This window comes from Cupriavidus sp. SS-3 (assembly GCF_035818815.1).
Classification (GTDB): domain Bacteria; phylum Pseudomonadota; class Gammaproteobacteria; order Burkholderiales; family Burkholderiaceae; genus Cupriavidus; species Cupriavidus taiwanensis_C.
The window spans coordinates 351630-378065 of the sequence record NZ_JAYLVT010000001.1; the positions used below are offsets into that span (position 1 = coordinate 351630).

Consider the following 26436-nt stretch of genomic DNA (forward strand, 5'->3'; position numbering starts at 1 on the left):
TGCGGCCTGCCGGTGGAAGAGGGGAGCGGCGCCCAGGCCGCCTCAGGTGGTGGCGCCCGACGTGGCCCCTGCCGTCGCACCATAGGCGGCGCTCAGCTCGAACTGCCGGCGCGAGCTGGTCAGCATGTCGCCGAGCCGCTTGAGTTGCGGCAGCGCCAGGTCGCGGATGCGGGCGTCGTAGGTCAGGATGCGGTCCAGCAACTGGTAGCGCCGCATGCGCTCGGCATCGGAGAACGGGGCATCGTGGTCGAGCTGGCGCAGGCGCTCCACCTGGACCAGGTAGGCTTGCTGCAGAGTGGTGACCGTGTCCCAGTCGGCGCCCTGCGCGGCTTCATGCATGCGCGCGGACAGCGCGAGGATGTCCTCGTAGCAGGCCACGATCGGCGAAAACACTGGAGGGAAGGCCATGTCAGTTGTCCTGTAAGGCGGGTTGCCGCTCGGCCCCGGCGGCCGCGTCATCGATCTGCGCCCAGGCCGAGGCCAGGCCTTCCAGCAGCGCGTCGACCTCGCTCAGCAGCGCTGCGTCGCTGCGCAGGTTGGCCAGCATCAGCCGGCGCACCATGTATTCGTACAGCGCTTCGAGGTTGGCAGAGATTTCGCCGCCGGCGTCGTGGTCGAGCACCGCGCGCAGGCCGTTGTCGATGATGTCGATGGCCTTGGAGATGGCATTGCCGCGCTCGGCGATGCTGCCGCCTTCCAGGTGGAACCTGGCCCGCGCGATCGCGGCGCGCGCGCCGTCGTACAGCATGGCGATCAGCTTGTGCGGGCTGGCGCTCATGGCACCGGTCTGGACGCCGACCTGGGCGTAGGCGTTGGCGGATGCGCGGGCGAACATGGCTGGGTTCCTCGTGGCGGTGGGATGTGACGGGTTACTTCTTGATGCTGTTGTTGAGCGCGTTGAACTGCTGCGTCAGGTAGCTGCTGGTGCGGTTCATCTGCGCCACCACCAGGTCCAGCTGTGTGAACTGGGCCTTGTAGCGGTCGATGGTGGCGGTGACGCGGTCCTGTACGCGGTCATAGTCATCCTCCAGGTCCTCCAGCGTCTTGGTGATGCCGTCCTGCGCCACCTTCAGCGCACCATCGGTCTTGCTCAGGCCTTCGATATAGGTGGTGGCGCGCTTGCCGATGCCGCCGTCGCCGGTGGTGCTGGAGAATAGCGACGTGACCCCGCCGAGGTTGTCGTTCAGCGCCTTGCTCAGCTTGGCATCGTCCAGCTTCATCGTGCCGTCCTTGTCGAACGTGATGCCGACGTCGATCAGCGTGATGGTGCCGCCATTGCCGTCGTCCATGGCGCCGCCCAGCATCGAGCGCAGGCCAGACTGGATCGTGCGCAGCGTGCCGTCGCCGGTCAGCGCCGCCGACGTGCCGGCCTTGGTATCGAACGCCGTCAGCGACTTGGCGGTGCTCTGGATGTTGTTGTAGGCAGTGACAAAGGCCTGGACCGCGGCCTTGATTGCCTCGCTGTCACGGGTCACCACCAGCGATGTAGTGCCTGGCTTGACCAGGTTCATGGTCACGCCCTGCGCTGCGTCCACCACGGAATTGCTCTGGCTGACCACGTCGATGCCATTGATCTTGAGCGTCGCGTTGGCCGGCGGAACCTTCTGTTCCATCTTGTTGGCAGCGGGCGCTGCGGCCGGATCGAACGCTACCACGTTGTTCAGGGCAGGGTCGGCAGACGAGACTCGCATGGTGGCTTGCGTTCCGGTCTTGTCCGAGGTCAGCACCAGGCGATAGGGGCTGGCACTGCCGTCATTAACGATGCTGGCGGTCACGCCGATGCCTGCCTTGTTGATGGCATCCCGCATGCCTTCCAGCGAAGAATCCGCGGGGATGGTGACCTTCTTGGTGCTGGTGGCCGCGCCGCCGGTGGCGAGCGCTTCGCCAAAGTCGAAAACGAGCTCGCCTCCACCGATCACCGCCTTCTGGTCTGCAACGTTGCTGCTCACAAGCGATTGGGCCGTGGCCAGCGTGTTGACCGTGATGCTATAGCTGCCCGGTACGGCGTTGGCACCGGTGGAAACGGTCATCACGTCCGTCGTGCCGACGCTGGCCTTTACGGCGCCGAAGGTAGCAGCATCGGAGAGCTTCTTTGCCGCGGCCTGGTAGGCACTCAGCACGCTCTGCACCTGACTGTAGGCCGACAACTTGGTCTGGTAGCTCTTGGCCTGAGCGTTAATGGCGTCAAGCGGTGCCTGCTCGGCCTTCTGCAACTGGTCAAGCAAGTCGCTCAGGTTCAGGTTGGACCCGATGCCAATGGAAGAGATCGTTGCCATGTAATTGTCTCGTCTTCAACTGATGATCAAAGCTCACGCTGCCTGGTTGATGAACAATCCCTGCAGCCTGTCGATGGCGCGGGCGATGCGCAGTACCTCTTCGGTGGGCATCTGCCGGATCAACTCGCCGCTTTCCTTGTCGATCACCTTGGTAATGACACGGTGCGTGGCTTCATCGATCTCAAAGCGCAGGCCGATGGTGGTGGTCTTGAGCGCGTCCACGAGTTCGCCGATCGCGGCGCTTGTTTCCACCCTCTGGGGGACTTCCTCCTGGCTCCTGCCTGCGACCTGATCTTCGCGCTGCGTTGCCTGGCTGGCCATGGTCGCTGTGCTGGCCGGGGCTTCGGCTGGCATCCGGGTGACAATTGCAGTCACGGTCGGGGAAAGGGGCATCGAACGCTCCGTCCGGATTGGTGGGACTCGCTTGCTCTGAGTAACGCTTTGCAGGCAGTCGGACTGCCTGCAAAATGCTCTCGGACAAAAAGGCCGGGCCTTGCGGCCCAGCCTTCTTGGTCTTTCGCCTAGGCGATTAACGCAGCAGCGACAGCACGCCCTGGGTGGTCTGGTTGGCTTGCGCCAGGACCGACGTACCAGCCTGTTGCAGGATGTTCGCGCGGGTCATGTTCGACACTTCCGTTGCGTAGTCCGCGTCCTGGATACGCGAGCGCGACGAGGACAGGTTGGTCACGGTGGTGCCCAGGTTCGAGATGACGGAGTCAAAACGGTTCTGGACGGCACCCAGCGAGCTGCGCAGATCGTCAACTTGCTTCAGTGCGGCGTCGATCTTCTTCAGCGCATTGCCGGTCGGAACGCCGGTGAATTCGGCGGTGGCGGTAGCGCCGCTCAGGTTGATGGTACCGACAGCCACGTTGGCAGTGGGAGTCGCACCGCCGTCAGTGAGCGTACCGACGGGGGCGGCGAAACTCTTACCTTGGACGGTGACGTAGCCGGTGGCGTTCCCATTTGCGTCATTGGCAACGCGGATCAGTTGGTCTTGCAGCGTGACATCGGTGGTGATGCCATTGGCGGAGTCTTGGAATGCAACGTCGGCACCATTGAGCACGACAGCACCCGTGGTACGGTTGACCGAAGCTGCAAAGTAGTCGTCACCAGCCTTTACGACGAACATGCCGCTGTTCGCACCGGCAGCCGTCTTGACTTCGTGGAGCTCCAGATCCGCAGCCGCGAACGCCTTGCCAGTTGCGGTGTTGATCTTGGCAACTTCGCCGGCAGCAAAGCTGACGTTGAGCGAACCCGTGCCAGCCGCAGCGGCAACGGTGGTAACCTTGGGGCCAACATCCAGGGAATTCTTGGCAACCGAAAAGCCGCTCAGACCAAGGGTCGTCTTGTCGATCTGCTTCAGATCGATCGAGATGGTTTCGCCGTCATTGGCGCCAACCTGGACCGACAGTTTGTTGTTGCCGGCCAGAACCTTGACGCCGTTGAAATCCGTTTGTTGCGACGTACGGTCGATTTCCGACAGGCGCTGGTTGATTTCATCCTGAATCGACTTCAGGTCAGACGACGAGTTCGAGCCGGTGGCCGCCTGGACCGACAGTTCACGAATACGTTGCAGGTTATTGTTGATTTCGGTCAGCGCGCCTTCGGTGGTCTGCGCCAGCGAGATGCCGTCGTTGGCATTGCGCTGAGCTTGCGTCAGGCCCCGGATGTTCGAGGTGAAGCGGTTCGCAATCGCTTGACCAGCGGCGTCGTCCTTGGCGCTGTTGATGCGCAGGCCCGACGACAGGCGCTGGATCGCCGTGTTCAGCGACGATTGCGAGGCGTTCATGTTGTTCTGAGTCATCAGAGACAACGAATTGGTGTTAATGACTTGCGCCATGGTACGACTCCTATATGCAAAGTTTTGGGCATTCCGGCTAGTGCCGTAACGTTGGCGGCCTGCTTTGCAGGGCGTAGAGTGCCTCCGTTGCTTGGGTTATCGACCGGGCAAGGCAAAGGTTTAGAGTGATCTCCGCGATAGTTTCGCGGGGTGCCGGCAGGGCGGGGGAGGCGCCGTACCAAGACGGTCGGCAAAGGCGGGAAGGCGTTTGGAAGAGGCGCCGGCCTAGCGGCGCTTGCGCGTGCGCGGAATATAGAGCGGCACGAAATCCGGCGCGGCCGCCGTTTCCGGCGCGACACTTACCACCTCCGGCGCGCCGGCCGGCGTGACCAGGCAGATGGCGCGTTTGTAGACCACGGTGGGCTGGCTGTCGTCTGGCCGCCGGCCGAGCAGCAGCACGAAATCGTCGGCGGCCAGTACCAAGCCGTGCAGCCGGGCGCCGTTGGACAAGTGCACGATCACCGGGGACTGGGTAATGCGGTACGCGGTGAATTGCTGGGACTGCAGTTGCCGTCGGCTGGGTTGCTTGGGCCGGATTTCCTTCTTCTTCACAACGACTCCGGAAGAGCCCGCAAGGGTTCTGGCGGCTGATAACGGTCCGTTGGCCGGCGGCTTGGGGTGCGGCTCGGCCTGGGCGGCGGGGGAAACATCCGCTCTCGGTAACGGCGACCGGACTGGCCGCCTGGATTGCCTCGAGACCCGGCCCGGCATGCAGGCCCCGGATTGTCGTGCAATGGCCGGCGGTTGGCGCTGCCAGAAGAGAAGGGGAATACTTCAGGGGCGAGAGTAACAAAGTTTTACAAGCGTTGACGGACGGCACGCCGCTCGTGGTCTAGAGGCCACGCTCTATTAATTTGTTTGCTTTTGTCCTGCGATTTGAGGTAGCAAGCGGCGCTTATGCGGGCGTGAGACGGCGTGCCCCTGGCCGACAAGCCCAGGCGGGCATTGGGCTGGCAGGAAATTGCCAGCCTCTGCAAGAAGTAACCTGAAAGTGATTTCAGGGCAAAAATGCCAGAAACACGCGAAGGCGCGCGTTCGCGCTAGGGGAATCCCCTGATAGAAGCGGGATTTACACCTCATGTAAGCGCGTTTATATTCGTAACAAGAGCTGTTTGGCTCGAGCAGTCCTGGAAAGCCTACGAGCACCCCGCGCGTGGGCTTCTTTTTTTGCCCGCGTCGTTTGATTCGCGCTCTGCGGCGCTGTGGCCGGACGGTCGAATAACCCGACCGGCCGTTCGGAATGCCGAGCCACATTTAACGCCACTTCACCGGCTCCCGATTCGCTGAAATGCGGGGGAATCTGGCGCTATTTCCGTTTTGCTCTCCAAAATCGTTCGCTGATCGGCCCTGGTCGGCTGCAACGCAAGTCGTTCGCGGGCCTGTCCGGCACCCTCAACCCGTTCGAGCGTCCGCGCCGCGCGCCACGCGCCGCCGGGCCCGGGCCGCCAAGCCGGCGCCAAGCGCCCAGCGCAGTGCCGGTGCCAGCACGTGCATGCCTGCCAGCGCCGCGGAGCGGCGGATCGAAGGCCCGTCCAGGTCCAGCTGGCGGCGTGCCCACGGCGGCAGCAGCGCGATGCCGGCGTCGGTCATGATGCTCACCGCCGGCTGCAGCAGGGGATTGGCCACCGGCATCTTCCTGACCAGACGCACCACTTCGCGGGTACGCTCGCTGGCCATCAGCGCGGGCCGCATGGAGTCGAGATAGGCGTCCACTTCGGCGCGCGAGCGCGGCACCTCGGTCGCGCCAAGCAACTGCGCGATGCTGGCTACCTCGGCGTAATAGCGGTCCTGCTCGGCAGCGCCGAGCGGGCCGACATAGCGCAGGTAGCCCGCCAGGAAGCTAGAGACCTCGGCCACGTGCACCCAGGTCAGCAGCGCGGGGTCTGACGCCGCGTAGGGCCGTCCGTCCGGCGCGATGCCGGACACGCCGGTATGGATGCGCCGCACGCGTTCGATCAGCGCCATCGCGTCGGCGCGGCTGCCATAGGTGGTGCCGGCGATGAACTGCGCGGTGCGGCCCAGGCGCCCCTGCATGTCGGTGCGAAAGCTGGAATGGTCCCATACCCCGGCCAGCGCCAGCGGATGCAGCGTCTGCAGCAGCAGCGCGCTGACGCCGCCGGCCAGCATCGCCGGGAAATCCGCATGCACGCGCCAGCAGACCGCTTCCGGGCCGAACAGGCCGGGGTCGCCGGGCGGGTTGTCATAGTCCAGGCGCAGGCCGGAGTTGCTGCGGGTCAGCGCGCGCACGTGCGCACCTGCCTGCTCCCGCAGTCTCGCGGAGAGCTGATGCAGCGGGCCGCGGCGCTGCGGCGTGGCGCCGCCCGGGGCGGGGTCAGTGACGCTGGACAAGGCTGGAACTGCCTGGAAGGAAAAGATATCGGGTCAGGGCCAGCATACACGCGATGGTGACGCGATGGTGACGGGATGGTGGCAGCATGCGCGCAGCGCGCCGCCGCGCCCGCCACCCGTAAAAAGGGCCGGAGCCCCGTTCAGGGTTCCGGCCTGCCAATCTCCGGCGTATGCCCCTGCGTCAGCACCGCATGTTGCTCACGCACATACCCGGATAGCTGCCTTGTTGTAGCGGCTGGGTGTTACTGCTGGCGTTGTCCGCCTTGTCCGCCTTGTCCACCCTGCTGACCACCCGTCTGCCCGCCCTGGCCGCCTTGCTGGCCGCCGCGCTGGCCGCTTTGCTGGCCAGGCTGCGAGCTGCCGCGGTCCTGCTGCTGCTGTTGGTCCTGCATGCGGTCCTTGTCACCCATCTGCCCGCCGCCTTGTTGTCCAGGTTGCTGCTGGCTGCCGCGTTGACCAGTTTGCGATTGTTCCTGCTGCTTCTGGCCCGATTGTGACTGGCCCGACTGCGATTGACCCGGCTGTTGCTGCTGTCCCATTGCTAGCTCCTTGACGCGGCGAACTGCCGCAGACCTTGCTTCGCAATCGCCATGCCAAGCACGACAGCGCCGCCACGCCGCCTGGGCCGGCGCGATGCGCGCGATGCGCCACGCGTGCGCCGCGGCGCTTTTACAACGCGTGGCCCGTTTTACATAGCATCCGGCGCGGCTGCTGCGGCACCGCCCGGCCCGCCATGGCGGGTATGGAGCTTGCTGAAAAATGCCTTGCCAGTGGCGCCGCGTGCCAGCCCGGCAGCGGCTTGCGCTGGACCGTCAAGGAGAAAGCCATGCGATTTTCCCGAACCACCGCGCGCACCGTGCGCATGGCCTGCGTCGCGGCGCTGGCGGCGGCTGCCGGTAGTGCGCTGGCGCTCGACAAGAGCGGGCTGATCTTCGTTGCGGCCGACGAGGCACCGGTGGCGCCGGTCAACTCGGCACCGGGCATGCCCGGCCGGCCCGACCCGGACACCAGCGCTGTGACCGGGGTCGGCCAGGCCAGGCAAAGCATCGAGGACAGCGCCATCACCACGAAGATCAAGACCCGGCTGCTCGGCACCAAGGACCTCAAGTCCACCGGCATTCAGGTGAAGACGCAACAGGGGGCGGTGGAAGTCAGCGGCACGGTGCCGACCCAGCAACAGCACGACCTGGCGTTGAAAACGATACGCAGCGTCGAGGGGGTGACGTCGGTGAATGACAACTTGAAGGTGTCGACGCGGTGAGGGGGGAGTCTTCTCGGCTGTAAGCGCAGCCGGTGGCATCCCAACGGCCCTCTCCCCCGTCCCGCGCGCGGGACAGGGAAGCACACAAGCAGCACGTTTTAGTCCGCAGAAACGGATCAAGCCGCGCGCTTTCTGCCCGTCGTGCCGGCGCTCTTGCGCGCGGCTGGCGCGTGCGATCCGCTCTTGCCGGCGCGCTTGGTGCCGGCGCTCTTTGAACTCGTACTGCGCGCGCGCTTGGCCGGCGTGGCGCTGGTGCGCTTCGCGGCGGGCTGCTTGCGTGCGGCGGCGTGCCGCGCAGGGGTCTTGCGGCGCGCGGGCTCGGCTTCGGTTTCGGTTTCGGTCTCGGCCTCGTCTTCCTGCCTGCCCTTGCCGCGCTTGCCCAGGCTCTGTCGCAGCAGCGCCACCATGTCGATGACCTTGGCGCCCTGGCGCGGTGCTTCTTCCTCTTCCGCGGGCGGGGTCAACTGGTGGGTCTTGCCGGATTCGATCTTTTGCTCGATGCGCGCCATCAGGTCGTCGCGGTAGGTGTCGCGGTATTGCTCGGGGGCCCAGTCCTCGGTCATGTCTTCGACCAGCTTGGCGGCCATCTCGATCTCGCGCCCGCGCGCGCCGGTGGCCTTGCCGCTGGGCGCCTTGGGCAGGCGCAGTTCCGAGATCGGCAGCACCTCGTCGGCGAAGCGCATGGTGTTCAGCACCAGCGCGTCGTCGTGCACCAGCATCGCCGCCAGGTGCTGGCGCGCGCGCAGCACCACCAGCGCCAGCGCGGCCTTGCCGGTGCGGCGCATGGTTTCGTGCAGCAGCGCATAGCCGCGCTCGCCGCGCTTGTCGGGCTCGAGGTAGTACGGGGTGTCGAAGTAGTACGGCGGAATGCTCTCGGCATCGACAAAGCTGACGATGTCCACGGTCTGCGTGGCCTCGACATTGGCCCGGCGGAAATCTTCGTCGTTGAGCAGCACGTATTCGTCCTTGGCGTACTGGTAGCCCTTGACGATATGCTCCTTGTCGACCGGCTTGCCGGTGCTCTTGTTGATGCGCTGGTAGCCCACCGGGGCCATGTCGCGCACGTCTAGCAGGTCCAGGTCCAGCGATTGGCTGCGCGACGCGGGGCGAAGGACGACGGGGATGTTGACGAGGCCGAAGGCAATGGCGCCTTTCCAGATGATGCGGGACACTTGATCGCTCCTTTGCCACGGGCGCCGGCGCGTTGCGGCGGCGGTGGCGGCATGTCGCCCGGAGGGGGGTCTTCCACGGGTTGGGGCGGGCCGGGCGGCGGCTCCGGCGGCGGGACTTCGGGCTCACGGGGCGGGATGTCGGGATCGGGCGTGGTATGCACGGATAGCTCCTGGTTGAATCCTGGGTGAAGGCTCCGGCCGGCGCGGGCATGGCGCTAGGCGCGCTCCTGGTCGAGCTCATCGAGCAGCCGCGTCAGCGCGTCCAGGTCGGCGGGCTTGACCAGGTGCTGGTCGAATCCCGCGGCCAGCGCGCGGCGGCGGTCCTCGGGCTGGCCGAAGCCGGTCAGCGCGACCAGTTTGGCGCCGCGCAGCTCGGGCAGCGCGCGCAAGCGGCGCACGGTTTCAAAGCCGTCCATGGCCGGCATGCCCAGGTCCAGCAGCACCAGGTCCGGACGCGCGTCGCTGGCGCGCGCCAGCGCGCTGGGGCCGTCGGGCGCGGTCACCACGGTGTGCCCCATGGCCTGCAGCGCCATCGTCATGGCCTCGAGCGCGTCGACGTTGTCGTCCACCACCAGGATGCGGCGCGGCACGCTGCGCCGCGGGCCGGCCTTGCCGGAACCGGGATGCCAGTTCTGCCACGGCTCGACCGGCAGCCTCACGGTGAAGGTGCTGCCCTGGCCGGGGCCGGCGCTGAAGGCGCGGATGGTGCCGCCGTGCAGCTGCACCAGCTTTTGCACCAGTGTCAGGCCGATGCCCGGCCCGTCATGCGGGAAGGCGCTGTGCGGTGCCTCCGTGGGGGCGTCGTTCTCCCTGGCCGGGTCGGGCGGGGCCAGCGGATCGAACAGTTGCCGCTGCAGTGCTGCGGACAGGCCGGTGCCGTTATCGCGCACGCGCACCGTGACTTGCCCGCCGGAGACCGCATCCGGCACGGTCTCCGGCGTGCTCTCGTCGAAGCCGGCTTCGACCGAGATCATGCCGCCGGCGGGGGTGTACGCGGCCGCGTTTTGCAGCAGGTTGCTGAAGATCTGCGTCAGGCGCACCAGGTCGCCGCGTATCGGCAGCGGCTGCTCCGGCAGCGACAGCCGCAGCGTGTGCCGATAGGCGTCGAGCACCGGACGCACGGCTTCCACCGCGGTATTGAGCGCGGTGCGCAGCTCGACCAGGTCTTGCCGCAGCGTGATGCGGCCCTGGTTGAAGCGCGAGATATCGAGCAGCTCGTCGACCAGCCGGGTCAGGTGATGCACCTGCCGGCCGATGATGTCGCGCGCGCGGAACATGTCTTCGCGCGTGGGCGCGAGCTGCTGCAGCAGGTCTGCGGCGCTGCGCAGCGGTGCCAGCGGGTTGCGCAGCTCATGCGCCAGCATCGCCAGGAACTGGTCCTTGCGGCGTTCCTCGTCGCGCAAGGTGCGCCCGGCGCGGTTCTGCAGCGTCACGTCCTGGCAGATCCCGGCAACGCGCAGCGGCTGGCCGACGGCACCGGCCTGCGCGGTGTCGGTGTCGTCGGCGCCGCCACGGCTGCGCATGGGGAAGGCGCGCGCGCGGACTTCGCGCATCTCGCCGCTGGGCAGGGCCACCGCGAATTCGAGGTCCATGCTGCCGTCGCGCAGCATGCTCTCCACGGCGGCTTCCACGTGCGCGCGGTCGGCCGGCGCGACGCGCTGCAGGCACAGGCGCGGGTCGTCCATCAACTGCTCGGCCGAGTGGCCGCAGATGGTCGCCAGCGAGGAACTGGCGAACAGCAGCCGCCGCGTCGACGGATCGAGGATCCACACCACGTCGGCCAGCGATTCGGCGAGCTGGCGGAACATGTCTTCATGCTCGTGCAGGGCGCGCGAGGTGCGGTGGAAGGCGTCTTCGGCGCCGCGCAGGCGCAGCAGCGCCTGGATGCTGGACAGCACTTCCTCGGGTTCGGCGGGCTCGACCAGGTAGCCGTCGGCGCCACAGTTCAGCGCCTCCACGCGCTGCCGCGACTGGGCCAGCCCGGGCGAGGTCAGCAGCACCAGCGTGCGCGCGGTCTGCGGATCTTCTTTCAGCAGGCGGCACACTTCCAGGCCGCTGATATCGGGCAGCCTTGCCGACAGCAGCACCAGCGATGGCGCGTGCTGGCGCACCAGCGACAGCGCCGAATGGCCGGTGACCGCCTCGATCACGGAAAAGCCGCCGCGATGCAGGATGCGGCTCTTGACGTAGCGCGGCCCTTCGCGATCCTCGACGTTCAGGATCAGCGGGGCGCGGTTGGCTTGCGGCTTCATGACTGCACCCTGCGCGGCGCGCCAGTGCGCACCCGCAATGACGGGCAACTCCGCGCGGCCGTGTCGTGTAAAACCGCGCTGGTCTGCGCGCGCCGCGTGTAAGACTTACCACGGTGGCCCGTACTGCCTTTGCAAATCCTGCAATCCCCCATCCCCCAGATCATCGCCGTCCCCTTGTTGATCAACGTGGCCGCGGTGTTTTGCGCGAGCCGTTCCGCTTCGCAGTGGCAAGACGCGTGCCGGCTGGGCAACGTCGCGGACAGCGAGGAGGGCACGGCGCGGCATACCGCCGTCCGGACCGGCGTGACTGACCCGAGAGTGCCGTGCGGGCTAGCGGCGCGCCGCCTCGCCGCTGTGGGCCTCGGCGCTGGGCGAGGTGCCGCCTTGCGGGCCGGTGGAGCGCGGCGCTTCGGCGGCCTTCTGCGGGATCTTGCCCGGCTCGGTCCAGCCCTTGTAATCGGTGCCCTTGCCAAAGCGCGCGGCAATGCGGTCCTGCACCACGGCCAGCGCGTCGGCTTGCTGCTTGGCGGTTTCGGCTTCCTTGGCCTTCTTGGCTTCGGCGGCCTGCTGCTGCTCCGGCGTGGGCGGCGGCAGCTTGGCCTGCACCGGGGCTGCCGCGCAGGACAGCATGGCGCAGGACACCAGCAGCCGGCGCAGGCCGCGGCGGTTGCGCGGGGCCGCGCCGGTGCTGCCGGCGGCGCGCAGGTTCGCGAGAATCTTCAGTGGGGCCATGGTCTGTCTCCGTTGGGTGTTGCCGTCCTGGCGTGATTCGCAACAGGGATATCGCCGGGACACGCTCGTCACCAAGGGGCAAGAAATGTGCCGCCGGCCACGGGCAACGACAGCCCCGGCACAGGGGCTATCCGGCGCGCGCCAGGCGTGCCGCGGCGCGCGTGATGGCCTGCCGGGTGCCGGCGTAGTCCGCCCACGGGTCTGCCGCCTCCAGCGCGTCCAGCCGGGCTTCGACGTTGGCGACGGTCCACTGCGCGGCGCTGGTCAATGTGTCCAGCTCCTCCCACGCCACCGGAATCGATACCCCCAGCCCGGGCCGCGCGCGTGCCGAGAATGCGGCCACCGTGGTCGCGCCCATGCCGTTGCGCAGGTAATCGATGAAAATCTTGCCGACCCGGTTGCGCGCGCCGCTCTTGGCGACGAAGCGCTGCGGCAGCGTCGCGGCCGCATGCAGCACCACGTCGCGCGCGAAATCCTTCAGCTCGTCCCAGCCCGCCCGCGGCGTGACCGGCACCACCACGTGCAGGCCCTTGCCGCCGCTGGTCTTGAGGAAGCTGGCCAGCCCCAGCTCGTCCAGCAGCGCCTTCATCAGCGCGGCCGCTTCCTGCACCTGTGTCCACGGCACGCCTTCGCCGGGGTCGAGGTCGAAGATGATGCGGTTGGGCCGGTCGATGCTGCGCTTGCTCGCGTTCCAGGTATGGAACTCCACCACGTTGAGCTGGGCCGCCGCCACCAGTGCCTCGGCCGAGGCGATCTCCAGCAGGGCGGGATGTCCCGGCCACAGGCCGGGGTCCAGCACGTTGAGGCCGTCCACGCGCAGCGTGTCGCTATGGCGCTGGAAGAACTGCTCGCCACCCACGCCGGATGGCGCGCGCACCATCGCGATCGGGCGTCCGCGCAGGTGCGGCAGCATCAGCGGCGCGGCGCGTTCGTAGTAGCGCACCAGGTCGCCCTTGGTCAGGCCCGAGTCGGCGTCGATCACGCGCTCGGCGTGGCTGATCGAGACCTTGCCGCCCACCGCGGTCTGGCGCTTGGCCGCGCCCGCCTTTGGCCTGGACTCAGGCCTGGCTGCTGGCTTGTCCCGCGTCGTGGCTGCCGCCTTGCCTTTGCCAGCGGGCGCCGCCGGCTGCTCCACCGAGACCGCGCCGGCGGGCTTGTCGGTGCGCAGGCCATGGAACACCGCATGGCGCACGCGGCCTTCGCGGGTCCAGCTGCCGAACGAAACTTCGGCCACCAGCGTGGGCTTGACCCAATGCCCGCGCACGCCGGCCGGCAGCGTGTGGAACGGCGACGCATCGGCACGCAGCGCATCCAGTTGCGCGCGCAGCTCGTCGAGCGTGCGGGTGTCGAAGCCCGTGCCGACATTGCCCGCATAGCGCAACCGTCCGCCGCTGTCGTGCACGCCCAGCAGCAGCGAGCCGATGCCGGTGCGGCTGCCCTTGGGATCGGTGAAGCCCGCCACCACGAATTCCTGGCGCAAGGTGCATTTGAGCTTGATCCACGTATTGCTGCGCGCGCTGACGTAGGCGGAGTCGGCGCGCTTGCCGATCACGCCTTCCAGCTTCATGCGGCACGCCGCGTCCAGCATGTCGCCGGGGCTGGCTTCGAAGTCTTCGCTGAACTGCAGGCGCGGCGAGACGTTGTGCCCGAAGATCCGGCGCAGCAGCGCGCGGCGCTCCACCAGCGCCACCTTGCGCAGGTCATGGCCGGCAAAGTAGGGCAGGTCGAAGACAAAGTACTGGATGGCTTCGGCGCGCGAGGTATCGAAGGCATTCTGCAAGGCCTGGAAATCGGTCTCGCCGTGCTTGCCGAGCACCACGATCTCGCCGTCGAGCCAGCCGTCGGGCAGGCCCAGCGCGCCGACATCGCGCGCCAGCGCGCGCAGCTTGCTGGTCCAGTCATGGCCCTGGCGCGTGAACAGCCGCACGTCCTTGCCGTCGACGCGCGCCAGCAGCCGGTAGCCGTCGAACTTGATCTCGTAGCGCCAGGCCGCGGCGTCGGGCGGCGGTTTCTCGACCAGCGTCGCCAGTTGCGGCGCCAGCGCCAGCGGCAGCGCCGCGCGCGTTGCGCCGGGCGGTGGCTTCAGCGCGCGCATGGCATCGTGCGCGGCCGGTGTAGCCGTTTCGGCCGCGGCTGCCTTGCCGGCGCCGGCGCGCCTGGCCGCGGGCTTGCGCTGGGTGCCGCCCAGCACGCTGTCGGGCAGGGCCTCGACCACGTCGAACTCCGACGCCGGCACCGCGGCGTCGTCGCGTTCCTTGATCAGCAGCCAGGCGTCCTGCTCCTTCTGCCGGCTGCCGTGCATGCGCACCAGGGTCCAGTGCCCGTGCAGCTTTTCGCCGCGCAGCTCGAACTTGAGCTTGCCGCTGCGATAGCCCGCCTCGGGATCGCCCACCGGGACCCAGGTGCCGCGGTCCCAGACGATCACCGTGCCGGCGCCATAGTGCCCGGCGGGAATCACGCCCTCGAAGCCGGCGTAGTCCATCGGATGGTCTTCCACATGGACCGCCATGCGCTTGTCGGCGGGGTCCAGGCTGGGCCCCTTGGGCACGGCCCAGCTCTTCAGCGTGCCGCCCAGCTCCAGACGGAAGTCGTAGTGCAGCCGCCGTGCCGCATGCTTCTGGATCACGAACGACAACGCCGCGGCACGCTTGCGCGCTGCGGCGCGGGCAGCGGCGCCGCTGGGCTCGGGCGTGGCGCCGAAGTCGCGCATGCGGCGGTATTTTTCGAGCGCCGCGGGCGTGACTGGAGCCGGTGCCGCGCCGCGTGCCGCGGGGCGGGCGCTGGCGGCGCGCTTGGTGCCGGGCTTGGTGCCGGGCTTGGTGGCGGGCTTCGCCGAGGTCGTCCTGGCGGGCTTGCTGCCCGTCCTGGCGGCAGGCTTCGCCGCACGCTTGCCAGCGGCGCGCGGTGCGCGCGAGTCCTGCGAAGTGGTCTTGGCCATGGCGGTCGCCGGTTGCGTGGATGCATCCAGCTTAGGCAGCACATGGCCGCGCTGAAATCGGCGCCCGTCCTACATCCTGCACAGAGCAAGCAACCAGGAACGGCGCGGTAGCGGTCATCGCCGCGATGCGCCCCCAGCGCCATGTGGTTCTTACCAGGCGTTGTAAATCTGCCGTGGACGTCATGCCCCGCCGCCGCGGTCACGGCGGGCCCGCGACGGGAACGCTCCTTGCGACTTTCCACCGATACGCCCGGCGCAGGGCCGGGACTCCCCACTGGAGGACGCGGCAGATGAAACCCACCTTGAAGAGAATCAGCTCGCAGGTCATCGTGCTGACCGGCGCCAGCAGCGGCGTTGGGCTGGTCACCGCGCGCAAGGCGGCGCAGCAGGGCGCACGCCTGGTGCTGGTGGCGCGCAGCGAGGGGTCGCTGCACCAGCTGGCGGAAGAATTGCGCGAGCAGGGTACCGAAGTGATCACCGTGGTCGCGGATGTGGGCCGGCACGATGAGATCGGCAAGGTGGCGCATGCCGCGATCGAGCGCTTCGGCGGCTTCGACACCTGGATCAACAACGCCGGCGTGACCATCTTCGGACGCCATTGCGATGTGCCGCTGGAAGACCAGCGGCGGCTGTTCGACACCAACTACTGGGGCACCGTGCATGGCTCGCTGGCGGCCGCGGCACACCTGCGCGAGCATGGCGGCGCCATCATCAACATGGGCAGCGAGGCGGCCGACGGCCCGATGCCGCTGCAGAGCGCCTACTCGGCCTCGCAGCATGCGATCAAGGGCTTCACCGATTCGCTGCGGCTGGAGCTGGAGCAGGAGCAGGCCCCGGTCAGCGTGACGCTGATCAAGCCCGCCGGCCTGGAAACCCCGCTGGCCATGCACGCCAAGAACTTCCTCGACGTCGAGCCGCGCCTGCCGCCGCCGCTGTACGACCCGGCCCTGGCCGCCGACGCGATCCTGTTCGCCGCGGAAAACCCGCGCCGCGAGCTGTTCGTGGGCGCCGCGGCCAAGGCCTTCTCGGCTGCCGCGTACCATGCGCCGCACACCTTCGACCGCTTCATGCGCCGCTTCATGGGCCGCGCCCAGCAGACCCGCCATCCGGCCGGCCCGCTCGAGGACAACGCGCTCTACGGCAGCGGCAGCGGCCTGCAGGAGCGCACCGGCACCCACGCCGCGCTGCATTCCTGCCCGTACACCACCACCGCGCGCTACCCCATGCTGACCACCGCACTGGTGGTCGGGGCCTCGGCCGCGGTCGCGGCGATGGTCCAGCTGCGCCGCCGCTAGCGCCGCTGCGCCGCCCGCCGCCGCAGACGGCATGCGTGCGGCGGCCGCCGTTCTCGGACTCCCCGCAACGCGGCGTGCGTCGCTTGCGCCGCGATATCGGGTGGCGCAAGGGCAGCGAGCGCCTATTATTGACTTGAATGCCCGCGCCTCGCGGGCATTTGGCGCTGTGCCTCTGCGCCGGCCGTGGCTGCACGCTACGCAGGCCAGACCGTCGACAATCCCATCTACCGAATGTGATCATGACCGGGATGCAAGCGGCAACGGAAGTTCGCTCGACCCTCGTGGAATCGTGCGGCGGCTTGGCGCCGGAGGGCGACGCCCTGCATTTGGCGCAACGATATCGCCGCCTGCTTGACGCGGTGGAGGATTGTGCGGTGTTCGAGCTCGACGCGCATGGCGTGATCGTGGCGTGGCCCGAACCGGCACGCCGGCTGTTCGGCTACAGTGCCGCGGAGATCGTAGGCAGTCATGTGTCGCGGCTGCACCGTGCCGAGGACGCCGCCGCGGGCCTGGCGCAGCAATGGCTGGATGCGGCCGCGCGCAGCGGCCAGGCGCGCGACGAAGGCTGGCGCGTGCGCCGCGACGGCAGCCTGCTGCGGGCCAGCTGCGACATGCGCTGCATGGACGCGGCCGACCTGCCCGATGGCGCGGCGGGCACGGGCTTTATCGTGTCGTGCCGCGACACCACCGTGCAGCAGGCCGCCGCCGACCATGCGCGCCTGGCCGCCGACAAGCTGCACCTGCTGGCCGAGAACCTGCCCTGCACCGCGGTCTGCGAACTCTCTCTCGATGGCACCATTCGCAGCTGGAACGCCGGCGCGCACGCGCTTGCCGGCCATACCGCCGAAGAGGCGGCGGGCCGGCCGCTGGCCTGGCTCTATACCCGCCAGGATGCCGCCGCGGGCCGCCCGCAGGCCGCGCTGGAGGCGGCACGGGCCTGCGGCCAATGGGCTGGCGAAGAACGGCTGGCGCGCAAGGACGGCTCGGTAATGCGCTGCGCCACGCGCATGGTGCTGGTGCGCGACGCGGCCGGTTGCCCGGAATGCCTGCTGTGGACCGCGCGCGACCTCAGCGATGCGCTGCGGCTGGAAATGCTCGATGCCGGCAACCGCCGCCTGCAGTCCTTCCTCGCCATCCTCGCCCACGAGCTGCGCAACCCGCTGGCGCCGGTGCGCAATGCCGTCGAAGTGATCGTGCTGACCCCCGACACCGGGCCGCGCGTGCGCCACTGCGCCGAGATCATCGAGCGCCAGCTGCGCCAGGTGGAGCGGCTGGTCAACGACCTGCTCGACGTGGGCCGCGTGACCGCCGGCAAGCTCAAGATGGAGCTGACGCCGACGTCCTATAACGAAGTGGTCGCCACCAGCCTGGAAGCGATCCGTCCCACGCTGGAAGCGTCGGGCCAGCAACTGGTGGTGGCGCTGCCGGAGGTCTCGCCCTTTGTGCGGGCCGATGCCGCGCGGCTCGGGCAGGTGCTGCTGAACCTGCTCAGCAACGCCGCCAAGTACACGCCGCGCGGGGGAACCGTCAGCGTGCAGGTCAGCGTGGAGGCGGAGCGCGTGATCACCGCGGTGTCGGATACCGGCCGCGGGCTGGAACGCGCGGCGCTGGACCGCATCTTCAACCTGTTCACGCAGGAAAGCGATGCCGGCAGCCGCAGCGGGCTGGGCATCGGCCTGGCGCTGGCCAAGGCCATCCTCGAAGCGCATGGCGGCGCGATCCAGGCCGACAGCGCGGGCGCGGGCAAGGGCAGCACCTTCACCGTGATCCTGCCGCGCGCCAGCGCGCGTCCGGCCGAGCCCGCCACGCTGGCGCCGGGCAGGGCGCCGTGCCGGCGCGTGCTGGTGGTCGATGACAATGCCGACTCCGCCGACAGCATGGCCGAACTGCTGACCCTGCTTGGCCACGAGGCCCAGGCGGTGCACAGCGGCCAGCAGGCGGTAGGCGTGGCCGCGGCGTTCCGGCCCGACTGCGTGCTGCTCGATCTGCAGATGCCCGACATGTCCGGCTATGAAGTCCTGGAAGCGCTGCGCGAGGACCTGCGCGGCCGCCCGGTGCGGTTCCTGGCGCTGTCGGGGCGCGGCACCGCCGAGGACCAGCGCCGCAGCCGGCAGGCCGGCTTCGATGCGCACCTGACCAAGCCGCTGTCGATCGAAGCCCTGTCGCGGGCCCTGGCCGAGCCGGTGCCGGCAAGACCCGCGGGGCCTCACAAGGAGCGGTAGGCGTCGAGCCGGTTGTAGAGCGTCTTCAGGCTGATGCCGAGGGCGCGCGCGGCCTGGCGCTTGTCGCCGTCGAAGCGCGCCAGCGTCGCCATGATGATCTCGCGCTGGGTGTCGGCCAGGGTGGTGCCGACGCGCACGTTGACCACGCCGTCGACGGTGGTCGGCCGCGGCGCCTGCGTGGCCAGGTTGGGGTTGCCGATCTCCACCACCTTGTCGGCGAGGATAAAGGCGCGGTAGACCGCGTTCTTCAGCTCGCGCACATTGCCGGGCCAGTCGTAGCGCACCAGGCGGTCCAGCGAGCCTGCCGAGAAGCTCTTGTCGGTGCGCTCCATGGCGTTGTACTCGGCCAGGAAGTGGCGTGCCAGCGGCACGATATCGTCGGGCCGCTCGCGCAGCGGCGGGATATGCAAGGGAAACACCGCCAGCCGGTACAGCAGGTCCTCGCGCAGCTGGCCGCCGCGCACGGCTTCCACCGGGTCGCGGTTGGTGGCCGCGAGGATGCGCACGTCGGTGGCGATCAGCGTATCGCCGCCGACGCGGTGGAAGGTGCGGCCCTCCAGCACCCGCAGCAGCTTGATCTGCATCTCCAGCGGCATCTCGGTGACTTCGTCGAGAAACAGCGTGCCGCCCTGGGCCTGCTCGAAGTAGCCCGCCTTCTGCTCGATGGCGCCGGTAAAGCCGCCCTTTTCATGGCCGAACAGTTCGGATTCGATCAGCGTGGGCTGGATCGCGCCGCAGTTGACGGCAATGAAGGGGCCGTTGCGGCGGGCGCTGCGTTCATGCACCGCGCGCGCCACCACTTCCTTGCCCGAGCCGCTTTCCCCCACGGCCAGCATGGTGACATCGGTGGGCGCCACGCGCTCGATCTGCGCCAGCAGGCGTTGCATTGCGGGCGCGGTGCTTTCCCACAGCAGCGACACCTGCGACGGCACGGCGCGGCGCGGCGCGGGTTCGCTGGCCGGCGCGGTGCCGGCGGCGTGGCCGGCGCCGTGGTTGGCGCCGTGGCTGGAAGAGGCGGCGTTGCTGCGCCGCGAAGTGCTGGCGGTCACTGGCACGGGTTGCTGGCCCGAAATCGGCCGATCGAGGGTTGCAGGTGGCGGGTTGCCGGGAGAAGTTCCTATGCTAGCCTTTGGCGTGGGGGCTTGCCATAGCGGCGCGCACCTGCGCGGCAAGTTCCGACAGCTGTGTCAGACGGACACCGGCAACGACCGTGCCTGCCCAGGCTTAGACTGGCATTACGCAGTGTGGACCCGCCCCCGCGGACCAGAATCCGCAGTCAGGGCCGTGCCCTTCTGTGCCTGCCAAGGCTGCCGTACGCGTCACGCATGAGGCGCGCCGGCGGATTTCCGCTGACCCGGTGCCGGTCGGCGTTGCGGTTGCGGAAGGCAGCGCCCGGGGGTTTGCCTTGAGTTTCCATTAGGTCTCACTGACGGATCGTATGCCCCACATCCTGATTGTCGATGACGACGAAAACGCATGCGCCGCGCTGGCCGAGATCGTAGCCATGGAAGGCTTCACCTCGGCCACCGCCGGCACGCTGCGTGAAGCGCGGCTGCAGATCGGCTGGCGCATGCCGGAAGCCATCGTGGCCGACCTGCGCCTGCCCGACGGCAACGGCATGGAACTGTTCGAGGAGGTCGGCGCTTCCGGCGTCGAGGTGATCCTGACCACCGGCTACGCCAGCGTGGAAAGCGCGGTGGAAGCGCTGCGCGCCGGCGCCACCGATTACCTGGTCAAGCCCATCAACGTCGCGCGCCTGCAGACCGTGCTCAAGCGCCTGGCCACCACCGGCGAGTTGCGCGCCGAGATCCATTCGCTGCGTGGCGAATTGCGCCGCTACGGCCGCTTCGGGCGCCTGATGGGCAGCTCCGAGGTGATGCAGGCGGTCTACGACCAGCTCGCGCGCGTGGCGCCCACCGAGGCTACCGTGCTGCTGATCGGCGAAAGCGGCACCGGCAAGGAGCTGGCCGCGCAGACCGTGCACGAGCTGTCGGCGCGGCGGCGCCAGCCGTTCCTGGCGGTCAACTGCGGCGCGATCTCGCCCACGCTGATCGAAAGCGAGATGTTCGGCCACGAGCGCGGCAGCTTTACCGGGGCAGATCGCCAGCACAAGGGCTATTTCGAGCGCGCCGACGGCGGCACGCTGTTCCTGGACGAAATCACCGAGATGCCCGCCGAGCTGCAGGTCAAGCTGCTGCGGGTGCTCGAGACCGGCACCTTCATGCGGGTCGGCACCAACCGCGAATGCCATGCCGACGTGCGCGTGCTGGCCGCCACCAACCGCAACCCCGAGGAAGCGGTCGCCGACGGCAAGCTGCGCGCCGACCTGTTCCACCGGCTCAATGTCTTCCCGGTGGAGCTGCCGCCGCTGCGCGCGCGCGGCGACGACGTAATCCAGATCGCCAACATGATGCTGGACCAGCTCAATGCCGAACAGGGCGTGCAGCGCCGCTTCGCGCCCAATGTGCTCGACAGCCTGCGCCTGCACGCGTGGCCCGGCAACGTGCGCGAGCTGCGCAACTTCGTGCAGCGCGCCTTCATCATGGCTGACGACGACCTCATCACCGAAGCCCAGGTGCCGCTGCAGGTCGCGGCCACGCAGGCGCCGGGCGCGGCGGTGGTGTCGGTGCCGGTGGGGATGTCGCTGGCCGATGCCGACCGCCAGCTGATCTTCGCCACGCTGGAGCAGTGCGCGGGGGTCAAGAAGCACGCGGCGGAAATCCTCGGCATCAGCCTGAAGACTTTGTACAACCGGCTGGAAGATTATGCCGCCCGTGGCGAATTGCCAGAGTGGTTGCGCGCCTCGCGCAATGACTCGGGTCCGTCCGCAACCGGATGACAGCGTGCGCCATCGCTTGGGACCACGGGGATGGCGGGTGCGCGCGGCGGCCCCGGTGGCGGCATGGGCGCGTGGAGCACGTTTCTTGCTTCCGAGCAGGGCAATGTCTCCGGCCGATCCGGCCTGCCATGTCTACGGGCCGTTGCGGCCGATCCGCACATGACGCAGCTATCTCCGCCGTCCGGCTTGCCGGGCAACTCTGAGCCAGATTCCGCGCAGCCGTCCGACGCGCAGGCGCCGAACGCGCAGGCCGCGGCCGGCAACGGCAGCGTCCAGCCGGTGCGTAGCGTGCGGGAGGTCGGCACGCTGATCGAGCAATCCGCGCATGACCTGCGCTCGTCGCTGAACGCCATCCAGAGCTGGGCCTACGTGCTGGACCGCGCCTTCGATACCACGCCGGCGCCGGCGCAGCGCGCGCTCGACGGCATCCGCTCGGGCATGCAGCAACAGCTGGCGCTGATCGAGGAAATGGAAGAGGGGGTGCGGCTGCTGGCCGACGAGACCCCGCCCCGCTGGCAGCAGCTGGACCTGCGCACGCTGGCGCTGCAGGCAATTGCCGACCGCCGCCATGCGGCCGAGGCGCGCGGCGTGCTGCTGTCGCCGCTGAGCGCGGACGGCTCCGCGATCTGGGCGGAGGCGGCAACCCCCTCGACCGAGCCGGGCGCCGCTCCGGACGCGGCGGATGCCGACGCCTACCGGATCGACGGGGATGCCATGCGGCTGGGGCCGTTGCTGCGGCACCTGCTGGTGCACTGCATCTGGCGCGCCCCCACCGGCGGCGCGGTCAGCATGCACCTGTTCAGCGAGCCCGATTACGTCAAGCTGCGCATCACCGAAAGCCCGCCGCTGGATTCGCAGCGCAGCGCCAGCCGGCTGGCGGCGCTGACCGACTTCTTCGGCCGCCGTCCGCCGCAGGGGGGCGAGCCGCCGTCCCGGCAAAGCAGCGCACTGCTGCTGACGCGGCGCATGGTGGAAATGCACGGCGCCGTGCTGAGCGCGGAGAGCGACGGCTGCGACAGCGACAAGGTCAGCGTCTGCATCGCGGTCCGGTTCCCGCGCCATATGCGCCAGGCCTGAACGCGGCTCCGCCGCCGATATCGATGTAGTTTTTACCCGGCCGGCGCCAACGCTACGCGTACCACTTGCCCGCGGCGCCATCGCGCGGTGGCCGCGCGCCACGGTATGGCTGCGTTCACACGCGCGCCGCAGCGCCTGCCTGCGTGCAAGGCCGCTGACAAATTTCTGGCCCGCCCCTTGCATGGATCAAGCACCCTAAACCAAGGAGGGAACAACCATGCCCAACGCCAGCCGCAAGTCCGCCCAGGCCGAGCAGGTTGCACAGAAGCCGTCCCGGGCGAAGTCCGCGACCGCCACGCGGTCCGCGCAGTCCACCAGGGCCACGCCATCGGCGCGTGCCGGCAGCGCGCCGGCCACCCGCAGCAGCGGCCCGTCCGCGGGCAAGGGCGCAGCCGGCAAGCCGGCCGCGGGCACCCGGCCGCGCGGCAAGGAAGCCAAGACCTACCAGGCCGCCGTCGACGATTCGCTCGAGATGACCTTCCCGGCCAGCGATCCGATCTCGCCCAGCGCTGCCATGCACGCCGAGAAGAAGACGCAGACCGCGCGCGACGACGTCGACTGGAAGCTCAGGGAAGGCAGCCAGGAGCAGCCGGTAGGCGCGAAGCCGGCCGGCCAGCGCAAGGGCGCAGCCGCGGAGCCGGGACGCTCGGCCAAGCCTGCTGCAAAGACGGGGGCGAAGGCGGGCGCGAAGGCGGGTTCGAAGGCGAGCGACATGCCGGGCGCCAAGCCGCCGACCCGGACAGCTGCCAAATCCACGGCCAGGTCCGCAATGACCGGGTCCGCTGCGACCAGGTCGGCGACGGCCAAGCCTGCCGCCAAGTCCGCTGCGAAGCCCGCTAGCAAGCCCGCTACCAAGCCCGCTACCAAGCGCGCAGCCAAGCCTGCCGCAAAGACCGGAGCAGCGGCCGGGGGCAAGGCCGGGGCCAGGACTGCGGCCAAGTCCGCCAAGCCGGGCAAGTCGGCCAAGCGCTGAGGAGCGTGCCTGCCCCCTTTAGTCCACCTTGAGTCCAAGCGCCGCGGCGTGGCTGCCACCAGCACCGCCGCGGTTCCGAACACATCGATGAACGAAAAGGAGCCACCATGTCCGCCATCATCGCTGGCCGCTTCGACAGCTTCGCCACCGCCGAGACCACCGCAAGCCGGCTGCGTGCGCAGGGGTTTGCCGACCAGGACCTGAACCTGTTCTACGTGAACCCGCCCGGGCAGCACGCCGCCTATGCCATCGGCGGCGATCACGCCGCGGACGCCGGCGCGCGCAAGGCGGGCGTGGGCGCCATCAGCGGGGTGCTGATCGGCGCCGCCGTGGGCGCCGCAGTTGGTGCGGCGCTGGTCGCCGCGCTGGGCGCGACGCCACCGCTGTCGATCCTGGTGCTGGTATTCGCGGTCGGGCTGGGTGCCTACCTGGGCTCGCTCGCGGGTGCGCTGGCACTGGCGCGCCATGCCGGGCGCAACCCGCGCACCGGCCAGCCGCCGGTGCGCAATGCCGGGGTCGTGCTGGCCGCGCACCTGACCGGCACAGACACCGCCGCGGCGGACACGGTCGCGACCGTGTTGCGCCAGGGCGGCGCCAAGGATGTCGAGCGCGCCGACGGCGAGTGGGTCGATGGCCGCTGGGCCGACTTCGATCCGCTGGTACCGCCGGTGCCGGCCGACACGCGCGCACGCCGCTAGCGCATCGTGCTACGCATTTCGCCCCAACCCGCTACCCGAGCAGCCAAACGGAGGTATCCATGAATCCAGTCCAACCTGAAACCCCCGGCGCCGAACATCCGCACGGCGCCTCGATCGTCGGCGGCATCGACCGCAATTCCCCGGGACCCGGCCCATTCGTGATGGCGGCCGACACGCTCGAGGGCAACAAGGTGGTTGACCCGGCCGGCGACGATATCGGTACCATCGACCACATCATGATCGACGTGCTCGGCGGCCGCGTCGCCTATGCCGTGCTGGCCATGGGCGGCTTCCTTGGCATTGGCGAAAAGCTGTTCGCGCTGCCGTGGTCCGCGCTGACGCTGGACACGCGGCGCAAGTGCTTCGTGCTCGGCGTCGAGAAGGACCGGCTCAAGGCCGCGCCAGGCTTCGACAAGGACCACTGGCCGACCATGGCCGATTCGCAATGGGCCACCAGCATCCACCAGTACTACGGCATCTCGCCGTACTGGGAAGCCGACCGCTATGACCCTTGGGGTTGATCCCAACTCATCGGGCCGTTAGCCCCTCGTAAACGCCAGGGCGCCGGAGCAAACCTCCGGCGCCTTGTGGTTCAGCCTTGTGGTTCAGCGTTGTCGTTCAGACCTTGTGATTCACCTGCCCGGCCGGCTTGTCGGCCGGGTCGGCGTGCCTGCCGCTGCCGGCGGGCTGTCCCTGCGGCTCGGGCGCGGGCGGCTGCCGCGTCGCCAGCGCGTTATGCACGCCCAGCACGCCGGGACTGACCGCCGCGGCCTTTTCCACGCGCTGCGCGGTGTCTACGTCTTCCACGCAGCCGCGCACGGTCACGCGCCGGTCCGCCACCTCGAGCGTCACGCCGTCAGGAAAGCGGCCATCGAAGGCCGCGGCAATCTGGGCGCGTACGGCCACGCGCAGGGCTTCGTCATCGGCGGAAGGGGTTGCGCTCATCGCGGCTCCTGGTCGATGCGGCTTCAGCGCGCGGGCGCCGAAGGCGTGGAGATCGACGCCAGCGTCTCGCCGGCATCGCGCGTATCGGCACCCTTGCTGGCAAGGTCGCCCAGCGACACGATGCCCACCAGGGCATGGTCGTGATCGAGCACCGGCAGACGCCGCACCTGCGCGGCTTCCATCTTGTGCTGCGCGTCTTCGAGCGATTCGTCTTCGAGGCACCATTGCACTTGCGGCGACATCGCCTCGGCCACGCGCGTGGCCTGCGGCGGCTGGCCGCCGGCGGTGGCGCGCACGGTGATGTCGCGGTCGGTCAGCATGCCGACCAGGCGCCGGCCGTCGCAGACCGGCAGCGAGCCGACATGCAGGTCCGCCATCAGCTGCGCGGCATGCTGGATGGTTTCATCGGGGGTGATATAAGCCGGCTGGCGCGTCATGATGTCGACGACGCGGCGCGGCGCGCGGGGTTGCGTGGCAGGGGACTGGAACATGGCTGGCTCCGTTTGCTTGGGACCGACACCGCGTGCGGATCGGGCCCTGGTCAACAGGGCGGCGTTCCGGCAAACCGGCAGCCACCGGCGCACGGGAGTCGCCGCTTCGTCACGGAATGCGGCGCAAGAAGCGTTCCCGTCGCCCGCGCACGCCCCGCACGCATGAACGCGGTCACGCTGCCGGCAAGATTTATCACCCGATGTAGAAACGAAAGGTGTAGGGCGCGGCAAGTGCTGCGCCCGTTGTAGGACTGCGCCCGCTGCACATTGGCGATGCGCTCCATACAATGAAATCAGCATGCCGCCCAGGCCATCACCAGTCCCGGCGGCCAATCCGGCGACTTATCCGTGGGAGTGCAACGATGCGCAAATCCAGCCCCATCCTGCCCGGCGTTGGCCATCGGCCCGGCGCCGGCAAACGTGCCACCGTGCTGCACCTGTTCGACCGCTTTGCCGGCGGCGCCACGCGCCATGCCGGGTCGCCGACCGCCTTCGTGCTGGCGGTCGGCGTGGTGGTGGCGTGGGCGCTCACCGGCCCAATGTTCGGGTATTCCGAAACCTGGCAGCTGGTCATCAATACCGGCACCACCATCGTCACCTTCCTGATGGTGTTCCTGATCCAGCAGAGCCAGAACAAGGACGCCGTGGCGGTCCACCTGAAGCTCAACGAACTGCTGGCCTCGCACCGCGAGGCCAGCAACATGCTGGTGTCGATCGAAGACCTGGATGAAGACGAACTGCGCCAGCTGGTCAGCTTCTACCGCCAGCTGGCCGAGCTGGCCGACCAGGAAGACGGCATCAAGACCAGCCATTCGCTCGACGAGGCGCGCGAAAACCACGCCGCCAAGCGTCACGCGCGGGCTGCGCGCGAGCATCCGCGCGCCGCGACCGCCGGCGGCACACCCGCAACCCCCGCCTCGGCAGCCTCCTAGCTTGCCGGCCAGCGGCCCCTTGCGCAGGATCCATGCGACCAACCGAAACAGGAGCAGGCCGTGACCGCATCCAGCAACGCAAGCAAGCGAAAACCGGTGCTGCCGGCTGCGGGTCCGGCAGCCGCGCAGCAGAGCAGCCGCCCG

At 68.9% G+C, this 26436-nt stretch carries 24 protein-coding genes; 10 read left to right on the plus strand and 14 right to left on the minus strand.

The annotated features are described in order from the left end of the window. Positions 1-42: 42 nt before the first annotated feature. The 7 genes from U9J39_RS01560 to U9J39_RS01590 all read right to left on the minus strand — a co-directional run bounded on the left by U9J39_RS01560 (position 43) and on the right by U9J39_RS01590 (position 6465). A complete protein-coding gene (locus tag U9J39_RS01560) occupies positions 43-408 on the minus strand; it encodes a flagellar protein FliT (protein WP_326346364.1) in 366 nt (121 codons plus the stop codon). 1 nt (position 409) lies between these two features. Next, on the minus strand, positions 410-835 hold the full coding sequence (gene fliS / locus U9J39_RS01565; protein WP_326346365.1) for a flagellar export chaperone FliS: 426 nt from the start codon (positions 833-835) through the stop codon (positions 410-412). Between the two features lie 34 nt (positions 836-869). Continuing rightward, positions 870-2276 carry a flagellar filament capping protein FliD gene (gene fliD / locus U9J39_RS01570; RefSeq protein ID WP_326346366.1) on the minus strand — a complete coding sequence of 469 codons (1407 nt, stop codon included), beginning with the start codon at positions 2274-2276 and terminating at the stop codon, positions 870-872. Positions 2277-2309: 33 nt separating this feature from the next. Then, a complete protein-coding gene (locus U9J39_RS01575) occupies positions 2310-2669 on the minus strand; it encodes a flagellar protein FlaG (RefSeq protein WP_326346367.1) in 360 nt (119 codons plus the stop codon). A 136-nt stretch (positions 2670-2805) separates the two neighbouring features. Beyond that, complete coding sequence (locus U9J39_RS01580) at positions 2806-4116, minus strand: FliC/FljB family flagellin (RefSeq protein WP_326346368.1); 1311 nt, start codon at positions 4114-4116, stop codon at positions 2806-2808. Between the two features lie 225 nt (positions 4117-4341). Beyond that, a complete protein-coding gene (locus U9J39_RS01585; protein WP_115714040.1) occupies positions 4342-4668 on the minus strand; it encodes an RNA chaperone Hfq in 327 nt (108 codons plus the stop codon). An 840-nt stretch (positions 4669-5508) separates the two neighbouring features. Beyond that, positions 5509-6465, minus strand: a complete 957-nt coding sequence (locus U9J39_RS01590) for an oxygenase MpaB family protein (protein WP_115714039.1) — start codon at positions 6463-6465, stop codon at positions 5509-5511. 272 nt (positions 6466-6737) lie between these two features. Here U9J39_RS01590 and U9J39_RS01595 point away from each other — a divergent pair, with 272 nt between their 5' ends. Both U9J39_RS01595 and U9J39_RS01600 read left to right on the plus strand, forming a co-directional pair. Continuing rightward, positions 6738-6962, plus strand: coding sequence for a hypothetical protein (locus U9J39_RS01595; RefSeq protein ID WP_197717968.1), 225 nt, complete (start codon positions 6738-6740; stop codon positions 6960-6962). 245 nt (positions 6963-7207) lie between these two features. Continuing rightward, positions 7208-7726: a BON domain-containing protein gene (locus U9J39_RS01600; protein WP_240987768.1), complete on the plus strand. Its 519-nt coding sequence runs from the start codon at positions 7208-7210 to the stop codon at positions 7724-7726. Positions 7727-7842: 116 nt separating this feature from the next. Here U9J39_RS01600 and ku read toward each other — a convergent pair whose 3' ends face one another. The 4 genes from ku to ligD form a co-directional block, all read right to left on the minus strand. Then, on the minus strand, positions 7843-8898 hold the full coding sequence (gene ku / locus U9J39_RS01605) for a non-homologous end joining protein Ku (RefSeq protein ID WP_326346369.1): 1056 nt from the start codon (positions 8896-8898) through the stop codon (positions 7843-7845). A 215-nt stretch (positions 8899-9113) separates the two neighbouring features. Further along, positions 9114-11150 (minus strand): hybrid sensor histidine kinase/response regulator, encoded by a 2037-nt coding sequence (locus U9J39_RS01610; protein WP_115714036.1) that lies wholly within the window; start codon positions 11148-11150, stop codon positions 9114-9116. Positions 11151-11480: 330 nt separating this feature from the next. After that, positions 11481-11882: a hypothetical protein gene (locus U9J39_RS01615; protein WP_115681919.1), complete on the minus strand. Its 402-nt coding sequence runs from the start codon at positions 11880-11882 to the stop codon at positions 11481-11483. 127 nt (positions 11883-12009) lie between these two features. Further along, positions 12010-14820, minus strand: coding sequence for a DNA ligase D (gene ligD / locus U9J39_RS01620; protein WP_326346370.1), 2811 nt, complete (start codon positions 14818-14820; stop codon positions 12010-12012). Positions 14821-15110: 290 nt separating this feature from the next. On the opposite strand from ligD, the gene U9J39_RS01625 reads away from it, so the two are divergent. Both U9J39_RS01625 and U9J39_RS01630 read left to right on the plus strand, forming a co-directional pair. Continuing rightward, positions 15111-16115 (plus strand): SDR family oxidoreductase, encoded by a 1005-nt coding sequence (locus tag U9J39_RS01625; protein WP_115714034.1) that lies wholly within the window; start codon positions 15111-15113, stop codon positions 16113-16115. 248 nt (positions 16116-16363) lie between these two features. After that, entirely contained in the window at positions 16364-18337 is a 1974-nt protein-coding gene (locus U9J39_RS01630) for a hybrid sensor histidine kinase/response regulator (RefSeq protein ID WP_326346527.1), read from the plus strand. On the opposite strand, the gene U9J39_RS01635 is transcribed toward U9J39_RS01630, so the two are convergent. Next, positions 18322-19392, minus strand: coding sequence for a sigma-54 interaction domain-containing protein (locus tag U9J39_RS01635; protein ID WP_115714032.1), 1071 nt, complete (start codon positions 19390-19392; stop codon positions 18322-18324). The genes U9J39_RS01630 and U9J39_RS01635 overlap by 16 nt on opposite strands. A 383-nt stretch (positions 19393-19775) precedes the next feature. Here U9J39_RS01635 and U9J39_RS01640 point away from each other — a divergent pair, with 383 nt between their 5' ends. The 5 genes from U9J39_RS01640 to U9J39_RS01660 all read left to right on the plus strand — a co-directional run bounded on the left by U9J39_RS01640 (position 19776) and on the right by U9J39_RS01660 (position 24445). Next, the gene (locus U9J39_RS01640) at positions 19776-21176 is read left to right on the plus strand and encodes a sigma-54-dependent transcriptional regulator (RefSeq protein ID WP_018005543.1); all 1401 of its coding nucleotides are present in this window, start codon (positions 19776-19778) and stop codon (positions 21174-21176) included. A 159-nt stretch (positions 21177-21335) separates the two neighbouring features. Then, positions 21336-22253, plus strand: coding sequence for a sensor histidine kinase (locus U9J39_RS01645; RefSeq protein ID WP_240987769.1), 918 nt, complete (start codon positions 21336-21338; stop codon positions 22251-22253). 217 nt (positions 22254-22470) lie between these two features. Continuing rightward, positions 22471-23226 carry a hypothetical protein gene (locus U9J39_RS01650; RefSeq protein ID WP_326346371.1) on the plus strand — a complete coding sequence of 252 codons (756 nt, stop codon included), beginning with the start codon at positions 22471-22473 and terminating at the stop codon, positions 23224-23226. A 107-nt stretch (positions 23227-23333) separates the two neighbouring features. Next, entirely contained in the window at positions 23334-23924 is a 591-nt protein-coding gene (locus U9J39_RS01655; protein WP_116313913.1) for a hypothetical protein, read from the plus strand. Positions 23925-23983: 59 nt separating this feature from the next. Next, entirely contained in the window at positions 23984-24445 is a 462-nt protein-coding gene (locus U9J39_RS01660) for a PRC-barrel domain-containing protein (RefSeq protein WP_018005539.1), read from the plus strand. A 97-nt stretch (positions 24446-24542) separates the two neighbouring features. Here U9J39_RS01660 and U9J39_RS01665 read toward each other — a convergent pair whose 3' ends face one another. Both U9J39_RS01665 and U9J39_RS01670 read right to left on the minus strand, forming a co-directional pair. Next, entirely contained in the window at positions 24543-24869 is a 327-nt protein-coding gene (locus U9J39_RS01665) for a BON domain-containing protein (protein ID WP_326346372.1), read from the minus strand. A gap of 23 nt (positions 24870-24892) precedes the next feature. Then, positions 24893-25360, minus strand: coding sequence for a CBS domain-containing protein (locus tag U9J39_RS01670; protein WP_115714028.1), 468 nt, complete (start codon positions 25358-25360; stop codon positions 24893-24895). 362 nt (positions 25361-25722) lie between these two features. On the opposite strand from U9J39_RS01670, the gene U9J39_RS01675 reads away from it, so the two are divergent. Beyond that, the gene (locus U9J39_RS01675) at positions 25723-26292 is read left to right on the plus strand and encodes a low affinity iron permease family protein (protein ID WP_326346373.1); all 570 of its coding nucleotides are present in this window, start codon (positions 25723-25725) and stop codon (positions 26290-26292) included. The last annotated feature ends 144 nt before the right edge of the window (positions 26293-26436 follow it).